Here is a 21546-nt window from a genome sequence, read left to right on the forward strand (position 1 = left end):
ATTAAGAGAACTTATAATATTAAAAGAATATTACATAAATATAACAGTTATCAGAGAAAAAACATTAAAGTAGAGCTTGTAAAAATGAAAAGAACTATTACCTTAAATAAAATTTCAAATAAAGATTTTCAAAACATTTTTTATAATGAAATACAAAATATAAAATCTATTCCTAAACTACCTAATTGTGAGTTTATCCATATCGGATCAACATCCTTTCAAAATTCACTAGGAGAAGAAATTGTTGATATTTTAGTAATAGTTGATAATTTACACGATATTACAACATTTGATGAAAAAAGACTTAACAACATAAACTATCATAGAGTTTCTCATAATACAAAAGGACTAATATCTTATTGTAAAATAATAAATTTTAATACTATGGACTATACTGTAAAATTATTTATAGTGCAAAGAAACTCAACTGTATACAATAATTTCATTAAATTTAACAATTTACTAAAAGAAAACAAAAATATATTTAATGATTATCAAATATTCAAAACCAAAAACTATACTCAAAAAACAAATACAAAACTGTATAATCAACTAAGAAATAATTTTATCCAAAAAATTATTAATGAGGTTAATAATGACTAATAAAAAAATAGAAAAAATAATAACAACTAGTGAAATAAAATACAATGAACCGCTAAAAAATTATTCATATACCAAAACAGGTGGAAACAGTGATATTTTAATACTAACAAAAAATGTAGCTGATCTTGCCAGTATTATCAAATTTTCTAAAGAAGAAAAAATCCCTATAACAATTTTGGGCAACGGCTCAAATGTTCTAATTTCTGATAGTGGGATTAGAGGCATTACGGTTATAACATCCAAATTAAACAAGATCGAACTTCTTGACAATTATGTAGTTAGCTGTGAAGCAGGAGTTACACTTGCTGAATTAACACAATTTTTAATCAAACACTCACTATCTAATTTAGAATTTGCTTGCGGTATTCCAGGAAGTATCGGAGGAGCAATATATATGAATGCCGGTGCTTACGGTGGTGAAATAAAAGATGTAGTTACAAAAGTAGAAGCTATTGATAATAACGGTAATATAAAAATCTACGATAATAGATCTATGAATTTTTCTTACCGTCATTCTATTATTCAAGAAAACAATGAAATAATCACCAAAGCATATTTCCAACTAAAACCTAAAGATAAACAAGAAATAATTGATAAAGTTACAGAATTAAATAATATGCGTTCCGCAAAACAACCTTTAGAATACCCTTCTTGTGGATCAGTATTCAAACGTCCAGAAGGATATTTTGCTGGAAAGCTAATACAAGATGCAAATTGTCAAGGACTTACTGTCGGAGGAGCGCAAGTTTCTACAAAGCACGCTGGATTTATGGTAAATATTAACAACGCCACTTGTGATGACTATAAAAAACTAATTAAGTTAGTTCAACAACGTGTATTTGAAAAATTTAATGTTGAATTAGAACGTGAAGTTAAGATTATTGGAGAATAATAAATTAATTTCTAATTGGTGTTAATTTTTCACAAAAATTTTATTGAGATAAAGTATAAATAAAAAAGAGATGATAAAATCATCTCTTTTTTATTATATTTTCTGAAGAATTTTTTCTACAATGAATTTATAATATTATATAACTCTTTTATTTTTTCTTCCCAAGAGTGTTTTTTTATTTTAGATATTATTTGGGCTGGTAATTTCCTATTTTCTTTAGTTCTAGATATTTGGATATTTATTGCATTCGCTAATCTATCTATAAACTCAGGTTTTTCTTCTTCTACTGCTTTATCTGTATCGTATATTGTTGGCATTTTCACATACTCTATAACTTCTGAATTATTAATTTCTTCACCCAAAAATTCTATTAATCCAGCTATATTCGTAGTAACAGCTCTAAGACCACTTTCTAGTGCTTCTACTGCTATTAATCCAAGCCCCTCAAAATAAGAAGGTAATATAAAAATATCTTTAGTACGCATCACATCAGCCAATTCTTTTTGATCGGCTACATTATAAATTTTAATATTTTGAACATCTTTTATTGCATTGTCTATTTTTTCTTTATCTTCTTCTTTTACATTCCCTATTAAATCTAGCGTAATATTGCCATTAATTTTTTGCAGTTGTTTAAATGCTTTGATTAATTCATAAAATCCTTTTGATTCATCAAATTTTCCAGCATAAACAAGCTCTATATTATCTTTTTTGTGATATTTTTCAAGAGGATAAAATATTTTAGAATTGTACCCTGCTCCAATATTTTGAATTTTTCTGATATCATAATTATAAACTTTTACTATATCGTCTATTTGGTCATTACTTAAAGACAAAATTTTATCTAGTCTATTCAAATTAGTAACATATTTTTCTTTCATTTCAATATGTTTTTCTGCTTGTCTTATATCTGTATTGTGACATATAGCTACAATTTTTTTATCATCAAAAACCTCACAAACAAGAGAGCTCAAAATCCATAAATGATGCGTTATTATAACATCAGGATTAAATTCTTTTTTAGCTTTTAATAATTTTTCCAAAAAAGATTTCTTCCAAATATTTAGCATTTCATCTGTCATTTCTGAATAAATAGTATTTCTATACGGCATAATATCACTCATTCCTACAATAGAAAATGGTAGCTCATCAGTTTCAAAACAAACTTCATACTGCATATCTTTACTTAATATATCTATGTTATAATCTGGATTTGTTCCATACAAACAAACTTGTTCAATATTATCAAACTTCTTAAACCCTTCTACAATATTTGTAAAATAAACACCACTACCTGTTTTCATAGGTAGTTGGGCTAATACGTGCAAAACTTTCATTTCTTTACCTCTAATATAAATTTTTAGGATAATCCTTATCCTTTGTTATCTAATCTTCTCAACCACATTCTGATATTTGATCCTCTTCGGGAACAGGTGCAAAATCTTTTTTATTAAGAGGTGTAAAAGCATATTTTTTAACATCCATAGGCTCTATCAAATTAATAACTTTTTTACCTGCATTTGCCAACAATTCGCTAGCTTCCAATGAATTTGAAGGATTATCACTATATACCAAAATAAGTAAGTTATTACTAATTTCTTTTGTAGTAGAAACAACATCTTTTAGGGCTGATTTCAATTCTGAACTTTCTAATTGGACATTACCTACATTTAATAAAATATGATTGGTTGTTGATTTTAAATATTTAAATTCTGACATAATAACATTTTTGAATTTAGGTTTTCCATAATTATATTGCCTTACACCATCTCCAATATATAATTTTGTAAAACCTCTTTCTCTAAGTATCTTTTCTGTGTTTCTTGATGTAACATCTACCACACAATACAAAATTATATCTTTATCTTTGTAAGAATCTAGAATTTTACTACCATCTCTAAGGACTTTAATGGGTATATTAATCGCATTTTTAGCATGTCCATTAGCATATTCTTTATTCCATCTAACATCAACTACTAAAGCTTCATCATAAGTTTTATTCTCTACTTCTTTGCCATGAACTCTTCCGGGCTTACCTTTTTTCAACTTTAACCAAAATAAATAGATACTTACAGTTAAAATTAAAACTATAATTATTATATATTTCATAATAAACACCTCTCTATGCTATATTATAATTTTAGCACAAAACCATATACTATTCTATAACAAAATATTATTCTTAATAATTAATAAAGCATAATTAACAATTCATAAAATATATTTTTAGCTTATACTTTCTTGACATTAGTCTTGTTTCGGACTATAATTGATTATGTTTATTTTAAGGAGATAATTATGAACAATATTTTCGCTTTAATATCAAAAGATATAGCAAAAATCAATTATGCATACGAAGATTTTGCCAAAAAAGAAAATATAAGCTATACAATTCTTGCTATTATTACAACAATCTACAATTCAAACGGAGCAACACAAAAAGAAATTTCTCAAAATTGGATTTTACCAAAACAAACCGTAAATAGTAGTTGTAAATCACTTATACAAAAGGTTATTTAACTACTTATAAAAGTAAAAAAGACAAAAGAGAAAAATATTTAATATTTACTAATAAAGGAATTAATTTCGCTAAACCAATAGTTAGCAAACTAAATAATATAGAAGAGAAAGTTTTAGATATTGTAGGAAAAGAAAAAATTATGCAATACTATAATATAAATAATTTAGTAAGCAATACTTTTGAAGAGGTGATAAAAAATGAACAACTTTAATCAAAAATTCAATTTTTACACATTATTAAAATTTACAATGCCCGTTGTAGCTATGCAGATATTTCTTGCACTTTACACAATAGTTGATGGAGTTTTTGTATCTAGATTCGTAGGAACAGATGCGTTGGGAGCTATAAACATTGTTATGCCGATAATATCTGTTATGCTAGCATTGGGTTTAATGCTTGCTACTGGAGGAAGTGCCATTGTAGCCTTTCAATTAGGAGAAAATAAAGAAGATATTGCAAGAGAAAATTTTTCTATGATTACAGTAGCAACTTTAATAATAAGCTTTATCTTTATTATATTAGGAACTTTTTTTATTGATGAAATAGTCACAATACTAGGTGCGAGTGATATTCAATTTGATTATGCTAGAAATTACCTAAAATTATTTTTGATATTTTCTCCTACTTTATTTTTACAAATATTATTTTCTGTATTTTTGGCAGCATCTGCAAAACCGAATGTAGCCTTAATTTCTACAATATTAGCAGGAATAACTAACGTAGTACTTGATTATTACTTTATATTAAAATTAGATATGGGTATAACTGGAGCTGCTTATGCAACTATTATAGGATATACTATACCTACTGTAATAGGAACTTTATTTTTTATATTCAATAAAGATGGATTGTTTTTTGTCAAACCTAAATTTAGAAAAAAGGTTCTAAAACAAGCTAGTTATAACGGATCATCAGAAATGTTAACCAATATAGCTAATGCAATATCAACATTTTTATTTAATATGATGTTTATAAAATTTTTCTCTAATGACGGTGTAGCTGCTATAGCTATAGTTATGTATTTTCAATTTATTTTATCTTCACTGTTTTTTGGATATTCATTAGGAGTATCACCTATTATTAGTTTTAAATATGGAAGCCGAGAACAAAAACAATTGAAATATATAATTAATTCTAGTTTGAAATTTATTGGTATTAGTGGCATTATAATATATATTATAGCTATAACATCTATATATTATGTGTTGCAAATTTTTACTGAACAAGGGAATAATGTTTATAATATTGCAATATCAGGGTTTTATATTTTTGCATTATCTTTTATATTAGAAGGAGTTAGTATTTTTTTATCTGCAATGTTCACTGCATTCTCTAACGGAAGAGTATCTCTAATTATATCATTTTTTAGATCTCTTATATTTATTATTTTAGCTATCTTATTACTACCTATGCTTTTGGGAGAAGTTGGAATATGGTTGGCATTACCTACTGCAGAATTTTTCGCTATAATTGTTTCTCTATACTTCTACATTACAAACAAAAAGAAATACGGATATTAATTGATAATAAAAAAAGAATCAAATCTAAATTAAAAGGACTTAGTCTTGTTCATTACAAGACTAAATCCTATATATAATTTTTTGTCTAACTTTTTGGGTTCAGTACAAACTAACCATCTTTTTTTTGAAAAGTTTTAATTATATTAATAATAATTTTTCAGTTCGTTTTGATTTTTTTCAAAAAAATCCTCTAACCATTCCAAACCATAAGCATTAGAAAATCCTTCTAATATTACAGAAAAGTCTATATTTTTAAAACCTAAACTATTTAAGTTATCATATAACACAAAAGGGGATTTAATACTTTTATATTTGATTATCTCTCCAATATCTATCAAATCTTGTTCTCTCGTACTCACTGCTTTCATACTCAATAGGAGCCATATAAACTATTAAATTTTCAAAGTTATATATTACTTTACAAATATGTAGAGGAGGAATTTTATTCATAGAGGAAACACTATTATTTAACCAAAGTTCCTCTTCTGTATTTATATCAAATTTATCTCCTACTTTTTTTATTATCTCTTTTATCTTTTCGTCTTCTTCATAAAAAGCATCTATGTCTTGAGTAGCTCTTAGTCCATTATACTCCAAAACATATCCTCCAACACAAATTATTCCTAAAGATAAATTTTCTTTTTTTAATTCTTCGTTAAAATCCCTAAAAACCTTTTCCATTTTATCCAATTCGATATCTCTCCATTAGTTGTTTCACATTATTTAACTCAACTGGTTTATTAAGAGATATTACATACTTATTAGTAGGAGAATTTTTTTTCATTGCATATTTTAAACTAACTTTTTGAAAATTAGTAAGTTCGTCAGAAGACATTAACTTCTCTATATCTTTTTCTAGTAGATAACTATAGTCTTCAAAAATTACTTTTCTAAGATATCTAAACCAATGACTTACATTATATTTTGAATTTTTTGCTGCTTTAATTGTATAATCATACCAATTCATCATTCTACCTCCTAGTTAAATTTATGAATTATATTTATACTATTATAAACGATAAAAAAGGTTGATACAAAGTATCAAACCTTTTTTCAGCTCTTTAAAATTCTTAATCTTCTTTTTGTAGACCTTTCTGTATAAATCTTATCCCTATATAAATATAATAGATAAACGCAAAAGAAGCTACTAGAGCCAAAACAGTTAGAGCAATTGGGTGATTAATAATACTAATTATATCCATATCTATTCCTCCTCTTAAATAAATATAGTACTTTACACGTTCAATATATCATAAAAATATATTTTAAGCAAGAAATATCTAATTAATTATTTCAATTAAAAAAGCCAGAAAATATTATTCCTGGCTTGTTAATATTTGCAATACAAAACTTTTTATAATAGTTTTTAGCTTAGATATAAGCTCTATTTTTCTGGTTTATTTTTCCAACAATCTGCATTATTAATCTTTATAGGTAAATTATCCAAATAGAACTGTGGATCTTTTCCTTGTTTGTACTGCTTGACATAATCTTTTAATACTACATATACTATTCCTGATAAACCTATTATCGCTATTAAGTTTAACACTGCCATAAGACCCATTGTAACATCAGCAATTCCCCAAACTAAATTCAAATCAGCAACACTGCCTAAGTAGACAAATAAACATACAAATACTCTATAAACATTAACAGCCCATTTCTTAGGTATTAAGTATTGAATATTAGTTTCTCCATAATAATAATTTCCAATTACTGAACTATATCCAAATAAAAATATTGCTAATATTAGAAACGATGATCCTATACTTCCTATTTGTGAAGTAAGTGCAGCTTGCGTTAACTGTATACCTTTCAATGTTCCATTACCGTATTCTATCCCTGGATAAAGTAGAATCAAGAATGCAGTAGCTGTACACACTAAACAAGTATCAAAATAAACTCCTAAAGTTTGAATAAATCCTTGTTTTGCAGGATGCGTACTATCAGCTGTTGCAGCAGCATTTGGAGTAGAACCAAGCCCTGCCTCATTGGTAAACATACCACGCTTAACACCCAATAGTATCGCCGTTCCCATACCAATAACTCCACCACCAACTTGCTCTAATCCAAAAGCTGATTTTACAATAGTTGATATTAGTCCCGGTATTTTATCAAAATTAATTATCATAATTACAACAACTATTAATAAGTAAGCCACAGCCATTACGGGAACTAACCATTGAGTAATTTTTACTATTTTTTTTACTCCGCCAAAAATAACAAAGATTGTTAGAATAGATAATATTATACCAACAACTTTAGAGTTTACATTGTATATGTGAAGTGATTGTGCTATCGTATTGGTCTGAACAGAATTAAAAGCAAATCCATAAGTTATAGAAATAACTATTGCAAATAAAACTCCCATCCATTTTTGACCCAAACCTTTCTCCATATAGTAAGCAGGACCTCCACGAAAAATACCTTTTCTATCTTTAACTTTATAAACTTGTGCAAGAGCAGACTCTGCAAAAGAAGATGCTCCTCCAAAAAGTGCCATTACCCACATCCAAAATACTGATCCAGGTCCTCCTAATGCTATGGCTATCGCAACTCCTGCAATTGTTCCTGTTCCAACTCTTGATGCAGCAGATATAGTAAATGCCTGAAATGCAGAAACTCCTTTTTGATTTCCATGTTTATCTATTTTAGGTTTTTCTGTAATAAGTCTAAACATCTCTTTTATAAATGTAAATTGTACTAATTTCGTACTAAATGTGAAATATATTCCAGTAATAATAACTAATCCTATAATAAAATAAGACCACATAAAATCATTAATTACTGTTAAAATATCTAATATTTTATCGGACATAAAATCCTCCCTGTAATAAATTTTGTTCCTATTATATCAATTAAATATAATAAGAACTAATATATGTTAGATTTGCTAACGTTAATTATCTTTTTCGTATGTTCCTTCTCTTAATTCATTTGCTATTTTCGCTATTTTTCTAAACCTATGGTTAAGACCAGATTTAGATAATTTCCCATCTTCTACTACTTCTGCAATTTCTTTCAACGGATACTCTGGGTATCTTAATCTAGCTTCAGCTACTACTCTAAGTTTATCATCTAAATTTTCTAGACCTAGTCTTTCTGCTATTATATTAATATCTTCTACTTGTTTGGCAGAGGCATTTACAGTTTTGTTCATATTAGCTAAATCACAATTTTGCATTCTATTAACAGAATTATTTATATCTCTAACAATCCTCTCGTCTTCAAATTGAAATAAAGCATTACTAGCACCTAATATTTGAATAAACTCAGATATTTTCTCAGATTCTTTGATATAGACTATAAAACCTTTTTTTCTTTCTAAACTTCTAGCATTTAAAGTGTAGCTATTCAAAATATTTTTTAAATCTTCATTGTGTTCTTCATATTGCGAAAAAATTTCCAAATGATAATTCGATGTTCTAGGGTTGTTAATAGATCCTCCAGCCAAAAATGCGCCACGTAAATATGCTATCTTTTTTTCTGGGTTATCTATTAATTTATTAGATATATTTCCTTTTAATGTATAGTCATTATTTAGTATATACAAGTCTTGTAAAATATCTTTTACTTGCTCATCCAAACGACATATATATACATTGTTCTTCTTTAATTGCATTTTTTTTCTAACGGATATTTTTATATGAACATCGTAAAAATATTTTATTAATGAAAATATACGTCTAGCTATTGCAGCATTTTCTGTTTGTACACTAATACTAAGCTTTCCATTGTTTATCGTCAAAATACCATTCATTTTTATTAAAGCAGATAATTCAGACAAAAAACTTCTATCATCTGTTATTTTAATTCTAGTCAATTCTTGTTTCATATCAGAAGCATAAGACATAACAATACTCCTATTCTAATTTTATAACTAATTCTAACATATAACTATACCAGTAACAAATAAAAAGATACTTAACTGCAATATAATTTTCCAGAAGATAGATATAATTTTTTTTGTAACTGATTATTATTAATTAATAAATAATTCAATATTATATTGTCAGTATTTCTCATATAAATAAACAGAAGCAAGGTAAAGAAAATACTTTCTTATACCTTGCAATTCTATAACTTATTTTTTGTTTCTTCTTATTCCAACAATTCCTGCTAATGCCAGTAATAATAATCCTGCTGTTGCAGTTGCAGTCGATGTAGAACTTTCACCTGTATTTGATAATTTTCTAGAAACTTTGTTTTCTACTTTTGGATCTTCTGTTGGTGATTTATCCTTATTTTTTGGAACTACTTTATCATCTTGTTTTGGTGGAACGATAGAAGATTCTGTTATTTCTTTGTAGATATAAGTTACTATCGTAGTTCCTGATACTACTTTACCTACTTCTTTATCTCCATCTTTTACTTTAACTAAAATATATTTCTTACCATCTTTTTCTATTATTGTTGGTTTATTATCAGTTGTATCGTAATCTGTTCCTACCGGACTTTCTGGTGTGTCTACAACTTCTGTTTTTATTACATTTCCTTTTTCATCTGTGTAACGTACTAATACTGTTCCTTTTTTCACTTCCGGTTCTGGATCTGGCGTTGTAGTTACTTTTTCTTTATAAACATAAGTAACTATCGTTGGTCCTTCTACTACCTTACCAGTTTCATTTCCTATTGTTTTTTCTGGTACTAATTCATACGTTTTTTCATTAAATGTAATTGTTGTCGGCTTATTATCTGTTGTTGTATAGTCTGTTCCTACCGGACTTTCTGGTGTATCTACAACTTCTGTTTTTATTACTTTTCCATTTTCATCTGTATAACGTACTAATACTGTTCCTTTTTTCTCTTCCGGTTCTGGATCTGGCGTTGGAGATAGTTTTTCTCTATAAACATAAGTAACTACCGTTGGTCCTTCTACTACCTTACCAGTTTCATTTCCTATTGTTTTTTCTGGTACTAATTCATACGTTTTTCCATTAAATGTAATTGTTAGTAGTTTGTTATCTACTGTTGTATAGTTTGTTCCTATAGGACTTTCTGGTGTATCTAACACATCTTTTGATATTGGATTTCCTGATTCATCCACATATTTAACTACTACTGTTCCTTTTTTCTCTTCTGGAGTTGGAGTTACTGGTTCTTTCTGTTCTTTATAAACATAAGTAATAACTGTTTCTCCCTCTACTACCTTACCAGTTTCATCACCTTCAGTTCTTACTAATTCATACGTTTTTCCGTTAAATGTAATTGTTGTTGGTTTATTAGCCTCAATTATGCTGTAGTCTGTTCCTACTGGACTTTCTGAAGTATTTACAACTTCTTCTTTTATTACATTTCCTTTTTCGTCTGTATAACGTACTACTACTGTTCCTTTTTTAATTTCTGGTTCTGGATCTTTTTCATAAGGAACCGGTGTATCTTTACTTGGATCAGTCGGATCGATAATACTTGGTGGGATATATCCTTTTGTTGGATCTTTTTCATCTACTGGTTTTAGCGGTTTACCATTTGAATCTTTAGGTGTATATCCTTCTATATATGGTAACGGTGGATTGTCCTCTGGGCTTTCCGGAGTTTCATCATATGGTACTTTTGGTATTTCTTTATCAGGTTCCGTCGGAATATATGGAGTATAGTTTCCTAACTTACCATAAACATATGTTACCTCTGTTGTTCCCTCAACTACTTTTCCTGTTTCACTATCTCCATCTTTTACTTCTATGAAGTAGTATTTTTTACCATCTGTTGTTGTGATTGTATTTGGTTTGTTGTCTGTTGTGTCGTAGTCTGTTCCTGTTGACGCATTTTCTGTATCAGTTTCTGGAGATTTTATTACTTTACCATCTTTGTCTACGTAATTTACTATTACGTTTCCTTTGACTTCTTCATACACATATGTTACTTCTGTTGTTCCTTCAACTACTTTTCCGGTTTCGTTTCCTTTTGTTTCACTAGGAACTAGTTTGTATGTTTTTCCATATTCTGTTGTGATTTTTTCTGGTTTGTTGTCTGTTGTGTCGTAGTCTGTTCCTGTTGATACGTTTGTTTCATCGTTTACTGGTGTTTTTATTTCATTTCCTTCTTTGTCAACATATTTTACTACTACATTTCCTTTGACTTCTTCGTATACATACGTTACTTCTGTTGTTCCTTCCGTAACTTTTCCAGTTTCATTTCCAATTGTGCTTTCTGGTACTCGTTTATATGTTTTTCCGTCTGCAGTTGTAATTTTCTCTTCTATTTTGTCTGTTGTGTTGTAGTCTGTTCCTGTTGACGCATTTTCTGTATCAGTTACTGGCTCTTTTATTACATTACCATCTTTGTCTACGTAATTTACTATTACGTTACCTTTTACTTCTTCATACACATATGTTACTTCTGTTGGCTCTTCTGTAACTTTTCCTGTTTCGTTTCCTTTTGTTTCACTAGGTACTAGTTTGTATGTTTTTCCATCTGCAGTTGTAATTTTCTCTTCTATTTTGTCTGTTGTGTCGTAGTCTGTTCCTGTTGATACGTTTGTTTCATCATTTACTGGTGTTTTTATTTCATTTCCTTCTTTGTCAACATATTTTACTACTACATTACCTTTTATTTCTTCATACACATACGTTACTTCTGTTGTTCCTTCTGTAACTTTTCCGGTTTCATTTCCTTTTGTTTCAGATGGTACTCGTTTGTATGTTTTTCCGTCTTGAGTTGTAATTTTCTCTTCTATCTTGTCTGTTGTGTCGTAGTCTGTTCCTGTTGATGCATTTTCTATGTCAGTTACTGGTGTTTTTATTTCATTTCCTTCTTTATCAACATATTTTACTACTACATTTCCTTTTACTTCTTCATAAACATACGTTACTTCTGTTGTTCCTTCTGTAACTTTTCCGGTTTCATTTCCAATTGTGCTTTCTGGTACTCGTTTATATGTTTTTCCGTCTGCAGTTGTAATTTTCTCTTCTATTTTGTCTGTTGTGTTGTAGTCTGTTCCTGTCGATACATTTGTTTCATCATTTACTGGTGTTTTTATTTCATTTCCTTCTTTGTCAACATATTTTACTACTACATTACCTTTTATTTCTTCATACACATACGTTACTTCTGTTGTTCCTTCTGTAACTTTTCCGGTTTCATTTCCTTTTGTTTCAGATGGTACTCGTTTGTATGTTTTTCCGTCTTGAGTTGTAATTTTCTCTTCTATCTTGTCTGTTGTGTCGTAGTCTGTTCCTGTTGATGCATTTTCTATGTCAGTTACTGGTGTTTTTATTTCATTTCCTTCTTTATCAACATATTTTACTACTACATTTCCTTTTACTTCTTCATAAACATACGTTACTTCCGTTGTTCCTTCTGTAACTTTTCCGGTTTCATTTCCAATTGTGCTTTCTGGTACTCGTTTATATGTTTTTCCGTCTGCAGTTGTAATTTTCTCTTCTATTTTGTCTGTTGTGTTGTAGTCTGTTCCTGTCGATACATTTGTTTCATCATTTACTGGTGTTTTTATTTCATTTCCTTCTTTATCAACATATTTTACTACTACATTTCCTTTAACTTCTTCATAAACATACGTTACTTCTGTTGTTCCTTCAACTACTTTTCCGGTTTCATTTCCAATTGTGCTTTCTGGTACTCGTTTGTATGTTTTTCCGTCTGCAGTTGTAATTTTCTCTTCTATTTTGTCTGTTGTGTTGTAGTCTATTCCTGTTGATACGTTTGTTTCGTCGTTTACTGGTGTTTTTATTTCATTTCCTTCTTTGTCAACATATTTTACTACTACATTTCCTTTAACTTCTTCATAAACATATGTTACTTCTGTTATTCCCTCAACTACTTTTCCGGTTTCGTTTCCTTTTGTTTCACTAGGAACTAGTTTGTATGTTTTTCCATATTCTGTTGTGATTTTTTCTGGTTTGTTGTCTGTTGTGTCGTAGTCTGTTCCTGTTGATACGTTTGTTTCATCGTTTACTGGATCTTTTATTACGTTTCCTTCTTTGTCTTCGTAATTTACTACTACACTTCCTTTGACTTCTTCGTATACATACGTTACTTCCGTTGTTCCTTCTGTAACTTTTCCGGTTTCGTTTCCTTTTGTTTCACTAGGAACTAGTTTGTATGTTTTTCCATCTTCTGTTGTGATTTTTTCTGGTTTGTTGTCTGTTGTGTCGTAGTCTGTTCCTATTGATACGTTTGTTTCATCGTTTACTGGATCTTTTATTACGTTTCCTTCTTTGTCTTCGTAATTTACTACTACACTTCCTTTGACTTCTTCGTATACATACGTTACTTCCGTTGTTCCTTCTGTAACTTTTCCGGTTTCGTTTCCTTTTGTTTCACTAGGAACTAGTTTGTATGTTTTTCCATCTTCTGTTGTGATTTTTTCTGGTTTGTTGTCTGTTGTGTTGTAGTCTGTTCCTGTTGATACGTTTATTTCGTCGTTTACTGGTGTTTTTATTTCATTTCCTTCTTTATCAACATATTTTACTATTACATTTCCTTTTGCTTCTTTATAGACATACGTTACAACTTTTTCTCCTACACCTACTTCATCAGAAACTGGATCAGAAGTTGTTAAGTGTCCTTGTGCATCAACTTCTCCTACTGTATACGTTCCGGCTGGAACTAAACTGTAAACTTTACCATCCTTAGTTATTTGTTTAGTTGCTAATGATGTTGTATCGTAAGCAGTACCTGTTTCTGTATTCTCAGGCATAGACACTTTATCGTCTGCCAATGTGTTACCATCAGTATCTACATATTTTACAACAACAGATCCGTATGTTTTCTTGATTTGAACGGTAGAACGATATCCTTCCAAGAAGTTGTTTGAACCGTTTATAGCTATGGCTGAAGTAGTAATTATTTTTTGACCACTTTTAGCGTCGCTAGGAGTATCTAAACCGTACTCGAATAGCACATTATCACCTTTCGCTAATACAACTCCAGGATCTGAAACAAGCTTAATAGCAGTAACTGTAGAATAGTCTGCAACTGTATCTGTCCAACCAGTTAATTCTGATCCCGATTCATTAGGATCTTGTTGATCTGTAGTATAGTATACTTTCCATCCTGTTGGAGGTACTACTGGTCCATTTAATTTAGGAGTAAATTGGCTACCTCTAGACGATTTACCATTAAATACCTCATCTTCTGAATTAGATAATACTGTAATTACTGTTACATCCGTATAAGCGGCATCCGTTCTATTTTCTACATTAACTTTTATTTTAACAGAGTCTCCCGCTTCAACTTCTGTTGTATCAAATCTATAACGATCTTTATATTTAGATTGATCATAGATAAACAATGTCTCAGGAGATATACCCGTTATACTGTCTTGTGAACCTATAATTGACTTATCTCCAGAAATATCTTGAGTATTACCATCTCCATCTAAATCTAGATGATCGGCTCCTCCAGTATGAACAAAATTACTCACACTATCAAAAGCTAATCCATAATATATATTTGTTGTTCTTCGCTCTGAATCCGAACCGTAAAAATAAGAATCTGACATCGTATAGCTAACATTGACAGAACCTTCCGTCGGTTTTACAGAAGTAACTCCTTCTTTAAACGGTATCTTGTAAATTATATAATCTTGACCATCAATAGTTTTAGTTTCTGTCTTGTAAGTAGACTTATCTGTAGATAACTTAGAGCTATCTCCTCCTACAGGAACAATATTATCAACTTGTAATGTTTCTGCCACTGCCACATAAACATAAGATGATTCATTAACAGGAACTTCATTTATTAATCCTGCTGTTCTACTAGTCTCAAGAGAACCAGTAAAGTTAGCCTTATTCCCTACATATAAATTATTACTATCTGAACCTCTTTTTCTAATACGTGTATTAATAGTTATTTTTTCTTGTGAATATCCTGCATAAGCAGATTTCCAAGTTACTGCTTCGTCTGTATCTTTACTTTGCTTTCCAATTAGCTGAGCAGTATAACGATAATCATTGTTATCTTCTACTGATATAGTAGTATCTGTAACACTATGAGTATTAACCACATCTGATGTTTTATAATTCATATTATCTGATAATTGAATCATACTAATTGATAAAGATTGATAGAATGCACCAGAAGTATTACTGAAATCAACTCCAACAGTCTTAACTACATCGTTAATTTCAAAATTATTTGGAGCGCTTCCTATTAAAGTTGCATAATCAGATAATTTCCCTAAATCTGTTCTTACTCCATTTTTGTTTATATAGTAAACAACTGCATCTTTGTTATCACTAAAAGTTAGTTGATCAACACTATGAATACTTACTACTGTCTTAGTAAAGTAATCACCCATATCTCCGTCTACCTGTTTAGCAGTATCGACAGACAATTTATCTACAAAATTAATTACTGAAGAATCAGAACGTGTAAAATCAGTATTTTGATGTGTAGCTAACGCTTTTTCTGGAGTTGATCCTATAGATTCTCCTAAATAACTAGTTCCCCAATTAATTGTTGAGTTATTTGTATTCCTATTATTTGTATTTATTCCAGAATATTTATTAGTTGCATAGTCATCTGTATAACCCGTATCTATTTTTGTATTTACAGACAATCCTCCTACACCATCATTAGAAATACCAGGAATATTTTCTGAAGACCAGACATTTTTATGAGTTGAACTAGTTTCAGACAATACCTCTCCAGTAGCAGAATTCATAACCTTATTAGTTAGAACTGTATCAGGAATATTTTCTTCATTTCCTGTATATACTAAATAAAAACCTTTAATCTCTTTTTCTATATCATGAAGAACTCCTTCTGCAGATATATCATATTCAATATACCCTTCTTCTTGATTTATAATTCTACCAGCTTGATTAGCTCCCTGTGTTAATTTTTTATTACCTATTGGTAATGCTTCAAAATTATCTTTATTATAATAAACTCTAACCACAGTTCCTTTAGGCAATGATCCTGCGTTACTTATATTTTTACCTGATTTATCAGTTATTTCTTTTATAGCATCTTTAGTGTCTTCATCAAGACTTAACACATATGAACGTACTGAACGTGCTAGTACTATTCCATCAGCAGCACGTATCCCTCCAATAGCTGCACCGGAATCATCTAGTCCCATAGTGTTTTGTGCCAAATTAGAATTTATTGTAGCAGTACTTAAAGCATTCCATGTAATATTCTTTTCTCCTTGACCTAGAACATTTCCATCACCATCCAAAACAGTCATAATAACTTTTGCACTTGTTCCGTCAACTGATCCATTAGGAGCATTAAAAGAAATAGGAATAACTACGTCTGATCCAGATATTAAATCTCCAATTGTCATTGTATATACTTTATTTGAAGCATCATAAACAGGAGTATTAGTTTTATACCCTGAAAGTTTTGCAATTTTTGCTTCTCCTTGTACACCATTTTCTATAATCTGATATTGTATCTTAATATTAGAATAGGATGCATCTGTACCTAAAACAGATAAACGTACTTCATCTGCAACAGATTCTCCTGTTGTTAAATTTTGATCTCCTTTTTCAAATGTTCCAGATATTAAATTGGCATTACTCGTAGCTCTAGCTACTGTTCCAGAATTAGATATTGACCCTTCTGCTTGTATAATTGGACTAAGAGCTAAAACTGTACTTAACAATACACTTGTAGCTCCGAAATGATATTTACGAATAGAGAATCTTTGTTTAGCTCCATACCAATCAAAAGAGCTGTTATTTGATTTTCTCTTTTTCTTATTTTTATACATATATTTGTTACCTCACACTTTTTCATATGTTTATAATTATGTCATATAATTTTATTTTAAAGAATTACAAAGTATATGCTATTTTTTTATATACTTTGTACTCTATGAAATATTATATCTAGTAGATTATAACACAGATAAAATATCTTGGAAATATATATGCCTAAATATTTATATAAAATCTATAATATATTAAAACCTATATTTCATTACTTAAAAATTATCAAAGAAAATAAATATTTTATTTTTATATTAAATAATAAAAAACTTAATATGCAAAAAATGCATATCAAGTTTTTATCATAGTTAATTACGTTTTTTTAATTTAAAAATTATTAATAGAGTTGATAATATCGCCATTATTCCTAATATTTCTTCGTTTGGATTTTCCCCTGTTTTAGAAAGAATTTCTTTTTTAGATTTTTCTTCTCCTTTCGGATGTTCTGGATCAGGGTTATTATTGATATATGGCTCTTCTGGTATATATTTATTTGTTATATTGTACCCTTTTATTTCTGTTTCGTACCCATCTACTTTGTCTTCTGTTATTGTGTAGTTAATTAGTTTTCCTTCTTTGTATTTAGGTAGGTTTTCAAATGTATACTTCCAGTTATCTTTTTCGCTTACTTCTTTACTTTGAACTATTTCTCCGTTTGCCAGTAAGTTTACTTTGATTTTTTCTGGACGTTTCCCATATTGGTTGTTGTTGTCTTCCCAAGTTTTTTCTCCAGTTATTTGTGTTATTTCTGGTGTGTATTTGTTTGTTATGTTGTATCCATCTACTTTTGATGTATATCCTTCTACTTCAGTTTCTTCTATTGTATATGTTATTTCTTTTCCTTCTTTGTATTTAGGTAGGTTTGTAAATGTATACTTCCAGTTGTCTTTTTCGCTTACTTCTTTGCTTTTAACTATTTCTCCGTTTGCCAGTAAGTTTACTTTGATTTTTTCTGGACGTTTCCCATATTGGTTGTTGTTGTCTTCCCAAGTTTTTTCTCCAGTTATTTGTGTTATTTCTGGTGTGTATTTGTTTGTTATGTTGTAATCTTTTATTTCTGTTTCGTACCCATCTACTTTGTCTTCTGTTATTGTGTAGTTAATTAGTTTTCCTTCTTTGTATTTAGGTAGGTTTTCAAATGTATACTTCCAGTTATCTTTTTCGCTTACTTCTTTACTTTGAACTATTTCTCCGTTTGCCAGTAAGTTTACTTTGATTTTTTCTGGACGTTTCCCATATTGGTTGTTGTTGTCTTCCCAAGTTTTTGTTCCTGACACTTGTATTGTTTCTGGTATATATTTATTCGTTATATAATATGTAGTGTCATAATTAGTATCCCAAGGATAAATAGGATCTAAATCTATATAAGAATTATGAAAAAATTCTTCCATTGAAGTTTCATAATTTTGTATTTCACGCTCTTTCACAGTATATCTTATTTTATTTAGTCCATCTTCTCTATATGAAGGCATATCTTTAAATGCATATTCCCACTTATCAGATTCTGTAATATCTTGCGTTGCCACTAATTTACCATCAGCATATAAATCTACAATTATTTTTTCTGGACGTAATCTATACTTATTATTTTCATCTTTCCAAATTTTTTTAACAAAAATACTTTTTACTAAGGTATTTGTAATTGTTGAACCTTTAACTTCTTTTTTGTATTCATTAGGAACATTTAATTCATCTACAGTATATACATAGTCATTTCCTTGTTCGTCATACTTTGGTAAATTTGTCCACTCATATATAACTTTTGCATTATCTATACTAGCTCTAACTTCAGGTATTATAACCTTTTCCCCGTAAGGATTGCCATTTTGATATAATTGTAATTCTATACTAGGTCTAGTATAGTAACTATCATATACATCTTTCCAAATTTTTGTTGCTACAAAATTTGTTGTAGGCGTATATGTATTTGTCAGATTATACTTATCTACTTTTGATGTATATCCTTCTACTTTGACTTCTTCTATTGTATATGTTATAGCTTTTCCGTTTTTATATTTTGGTAAGGTATTAAACGAATAACTCCAGTTGTCTTTTGAACTTACTTCTTTGATTTGAACTATTTCTCCATTTGCCAATAAGTTTACTGTGATTTTTTCTGGTCGTTTTCCATCTTGGTTATTGTTATCTTCCCATGTTTTTGTTCCTGACACTTGTGTTGTCTCTGGAGTGTATTTATTTGTTATGTTGTAATCTTTTATTTCTGATGTATAGTTATCAACTGCTTCTTCTGTTACTGTATATTTAATTTCTTTACCATCTTTATATTTTGGTAGTTTTTCAAATATATACTTCCAGTTGTCTGTTGCACTTACTTCCTTACTTTGTACTTTTACTCCATTCGAAAGTAAGTTCACTGTGATTTTTTCTGGTCGTTTTCCATCTTGGTTGTTGTTGTCTTCCCAAGTTTTTTCTCCAGTTATTTGTGTTACTTCTGGTGTATATTTGTTTGTTATGTTGTAATCTTTTATTTCTGTTTCATATCCGTATACTTTGTCTTCTGTTATTGTGTAGTTAATTAGTTTTCCTTCTTTGTATTTAGGTAGATTTTCAAATGTATACTTCCAGTTGTCTGTTGCACTTACTTCTTTACTTTGTACTTTCTCTCCATTTGCCAATAAGTTTACTGTGATTTTTTCTGGTCGTTTTCCATCTTGGTTATTGTTATCTTCCCAAGTTTTTATCCCTGACACTTGTGTTGTTTCTGGAGTAGGCAAAGGAGTTTCTCCTTTATTATTAGATATAGCTATATACGTCAGAACATTATCCTTAACTGTAACTAATTTCGAAGAATTTTCTAAACGATAACCTTCTGGTGCAGTAGTTTCTTTTACGATATAGTTTCCTGGATCTAATTTATCAGAAATAGCAACACCTTTTTCATCTGTAACAAGAGTTGCTACTACCACATCTGGAGTGTCTTCCTTAGCTATTTTGAATACTGCATTGGAAAGTAATATAGACGCATTATCAGCATCGTACTTAGTAACTCGTATCCTTGATATTAAATCACCTTCTACTGTCCCGCCTACAGATTCTTCTCTGTGAACTACTGTAATCTCTTCAATACCCTGTACTTGATCATTATAAAATGTTGCACCATTTGATATACTAAATCCTTTTTCTGGCACTGGAGTCTTATAAGTTAATTCATAACTTTTTGTACCAATATTATTACCTAAATTTATCTCAAATTCCGTACCTCCATTGGTAAATGTAATTAGTGCTTTATCTCCATTAGAAGATACAAATTCTTGTTCGTTAGTAGTAATAGAAATTTCTCTAACAGGAGTTGATGTATCTCCAAAATAAGTCACTTCCTTTAATACAAGACTATCTTTTTGATATGTAAGAACAACACCCTCATCTATTTTTAGCGTGTCTTTTATAATAACATTATTAGTTCCATAATCTGCTTTAGGTTTATTGAACTTCACTGTCCATAATAATGAAGATACAGAATATTTCTCTAATTCTTGTAAATATTCAGCCATACTTATTTCGCCAGACTTTAACTTTTCAATAAGCTCTCGAGGTGCTCCTACAGATTGAATATTTTTGGCAACACTCTTTTCTAGAGAATTTCCTTTGGATGAATCGTTATCACCAGTGTTATCACCGGAATTATCGTCAGCTTTAGAAAAAGTTACTGTTTTTTCAGTTCCATCTGGAAGGATAAAATGATTTTCTCCTCTTACTACCTTTGCAGATGCTTTTACTCTAAATGTTCCCCTAACATTTTCCAGTCCTACAATATTCTCATTAAATGCAAATGTTAGTAGTCCTAATTGTCTACTTGTAGTCAACGTTCCTAATGTTTTACCTTCATTATTGAATAATGGATACGAACCATTAGCTAAGGTAATATTAGAATCTTTTGAATTAAATGGAACCGTAAAATAATCTCCTGACTGAATAGTGCTTCCTAAAGCTGAAGCATCATACTCACCTGTAAAATTAAAATCAAGTAACATCGTTTCCATATTACTTTGTTGACTATCAGGTAATCCTGAATAATCCAAATTAAAAATTCTAACTTGATTAGTTATATCTTTATTAATAGCTTTGGTAAATTGCGTTGGCACTAACATAGTTATTAATAAGATTAATATAGAAAATACTTTCAAAAACTTTTTCAATGTAATATATCCTTTCTTTATTTTATTATAATTAACACACTATATTATAGTGTTTTTTATATTAAAATACAACTATATCTCTCAAAAAATAACTATGTCTTTACACAAAAAGACAAATTATTTTTATTTCCTTATAAAAGAAATAATTTTTACATAAAAACAAAAAAGACAA

The 21546-nt window shown here is 29.3% G+C and carries 14 protein-coding genes; 4 read left to right on the forward strand and 10 right to left on the reverse strand.

Annotated features, from left to right (window positions below):
* Positions 1-84 precede the first annotated feature (84 nt).
* Entirely contained in the window at positions 85-603 is a 519-nt protein-coding gene (locus tag AC1XWJ_RS02710) for a GrpB family protein (RefSeq protein WP_483334357.1), read from the forward strand.
* Positions 596-1495, forward strand: a complete 900-nt coding sequence (gene murB / locus AC1XWJ_RS02715) for a UDP-N-acetylmuramate dehydrogenase (RefSeq protein ID WP_483334358.1) — start codon at positions 596-598, stop codon at positions 1493-1495. The genes AC1XWJ_RS02710 and murB overlap by 8 nt, the downstream gene beginning before the upstream one ends.
* Positions 1496-1611: 116 nt before the next feature.
* Here the strand turns inward: murB and AC1XWJ_RS02720 are convergent, their stop codons facing one another.
* Both AC1XWJ_RS02720 and AC1XWJ_RS02725 read right to left on the reverse strand, forming a co-directional pair.
* A complete protein-coding gene (locus AC1XWJ_RS02720; RefSeq protein ID WP_483334359.1) occupies positions 1612-2832 on the reverse strand; it encodes a glycosyltransferase family 4 protein in 1221 nt (406 codons plus the stop codon).
* Positions 2833-2890: 58 nt separating this feature from the next.
* Positions 2891-3604, reverse strand: coding sequence for a rhodanese-like domain-containing protein (locus AC1XWJ_RS02725; RefSeq protein ID WP_483334360.1), 714 nt, complete (start codon positions 3602-3604; stop codon positions 2891-2893).
* A gap of 189 nt (positions 3605-3793) precedes the next feature.
* On the opposite strand from AC1XWJ_RS02725, the gene AC1XWJ_RS02730 reads away from it, so the two are divergent.
* The gene (locus tag AC1XWJ_RS02730; RefSeq protein ID WP_483334361.1) at positions 3794-4015 is read left to right on the forward strand and encodes a MarR family transcriptional regulator; all 222 of its coding nucleotides are present in this window, start codon (positions 3794-3796) and stop codon (positions 4013-4015) included.
* A gap of 198 nt (positions 4016-4213) precedes the next feature.
* On the forward strand, positions 4214-5536 hold the full coding sequence (locus AC1XWJ_RS02735; RefSeq protein ID WP_483334362.1) for an MATE family efflux transporter: 1323 nt from the start codon (positions 4214-4216) through the stop codon (positions 5534-5536).
* 143 nt (positions 5537-5679) lie between these two features.
* On the opposite strand, the gene AC1XWJ_RS02740 is transcribed toward AC1XWJ_RS02735, so the two are convergent.
* The 8 genes from AC1XWJ_RS02740 to AC1XWJ_RS02775 form a co-directional block, all read right to left on the reverse strand.
* On the reverse strand, positions 5680-5874 hold the full coding sequence (locus tag AC1XWJ_RS02740; protein WP_483334363.1) for a hypothetical protein: 195 nt from the start codon (positions 5872-5874) through the stop codon (positions 5680-5682).
* The gene (locus AC1XWJ_RS02745) at positions 5843-6217 is read right to left on the reverse strand and encodes a DUF6036 family nucleotidyltransferase (protein WP_483334586.1); all 375 of its coding nucleotides are present in this window, start codon (positions 6215-6217) and stop codon (positions 5843-5845) included. Before AC1XWJ_RS02745 ends, AC1XWJ_RS02740 begins: the two co-directional genes overlap by 32 nt.
* A 1-nt stretch (position 6218) precedes the next feature.
* Complete coding sequence (locus tag AC1XWJ_RS02750; RefSeq protein WP_483334364.1) at positions 6219-6503, reverse strand: hypothetical protein; 285 nt, start codon at positions 6501-6503, stop codon at positions 6219-6221.
* A gap of 103 nt (positions 6504-6606) precedes the next feature.
* Entirely contained in the window at positions 6607-6738 is a 132-nt protein-coding gene (locus tag AC1XWJ_RS02755) for a hypothetical protein (protein WP_483334365.1), read from the reverse strand.
* Positions 6739-6920: 182 nt separating this feature from the next.
* Positions 6921-8354 (reverse strand): alanine/glycine:cation symporter family protein, encoded by a 1434-nt coding sequence (locus AC1XWJ_RS02760; RefSeq protein ID WP_483334366.1) that lies wholly within the window; start codon positions 8352-8354, stop codon positions 6921-6923.
* Between the two features lie 81 nt (positions 8355-8435).
* Positions 8436-9389, reverse strand: coding sequence for a DNA-binding protein WhiA (whiA, locus tag AC1XWJ_RS02765; protein ID WP_483334367.1), 954 nt, complete (start codon positions 9387-9389; stop codon positions 8436-8438).
* Between the two features lie 231 nt (positions 9390-9620).
* A complete protein-coding gene (locus tag AC1XWJ_RS02770; protein WP_483334368.1) occupies positions 9621-17219 on the reverse strand; it encodes a MucBP domain-containing protein in 7599 nt (2532 codons plus the stop codon).
* Between the two features lie 306 nt (positions 17220-17525).
* Complete coding sequence (locus AC1XWJ_RS02775; protein WP_483334369.1) at positions 17526-21374, reverse strand: Cna B-type domain-containing protein; 3849 nt, start codon at positions 21372-21374, stop codon at positions 17526-17528.
* Between the last annotated feature and the right edge of the window lie 172 nt (positions 21375-21546).

The sequence above is a fragment of the Gemelliphila sp. 1F1 genome (genome assembly GCF_056897515.1).